Raw genomic sequence first — 449 nt, 5'->3', positions numbered from 1 at the left:
CACGTCGTTGCCTGGGGCGAGGCGCTGTTCATGCCCAGCATGTCACTCGCCCAGGGGCCGTCCGACGGCACCAAAGCCGGCATTCCGGGCGTAGAAGTGAAGGACATCCTGCTGCCGGAAGACCAGGTCTCCATGCAGCTGGAAATGAACCCGAACTGGTCGGTCCTGGCCCATGCACAGTACAACTGGCATCCGGTGCAAGTATCCGAGCCGGGCGCTTTCCTGAGCACCAGCGATGCCGTCGGTGAAGGGGCCACCTGTCTGGGCGCGGCCCCTGGCGAGCCCTGCAGCTTCGGCGTCCGCGGTGACGACATCGAGCCGGACGAAGTCGGTCAGTGGGGGGTGGGTACGCGTTTCCGCACCAGCCTGGAAACCGAGTGGGGCCTGTACTACCTGCGCTACAGCGATCGCATTCCGCTGACGCAGTACAACGCCCTGAACAACACCTA

General features: G+C 64.6%; 1 protein-coding gene. It reads left to right on the top strand.

What is annotated here, in order from left to right; genetic code table 11:
• On the top strand, positions 1 to 449 hold a 449-nt coding region (locus tag KTN04_RS17475; RefSeq protein ID WP_217336346.1), incomplete at both ends, for a DUF1302 domain-containing protein.

Source organism: Marinobacterium weihaiense (assembly GCF_019061305.1).
Classification (GTDB): domain Bacteria; phylum Pseudomonadota; class Gammaproteobacteria; order Pseudomonadales; family Balneatricaceae; genus Marinobacterium; species Marinobacterium weihaiense.
Note: the sequence above shows the minus strand (reverse complement) of the source record. Positions and strands in the feature narration are given on the sequence as shown.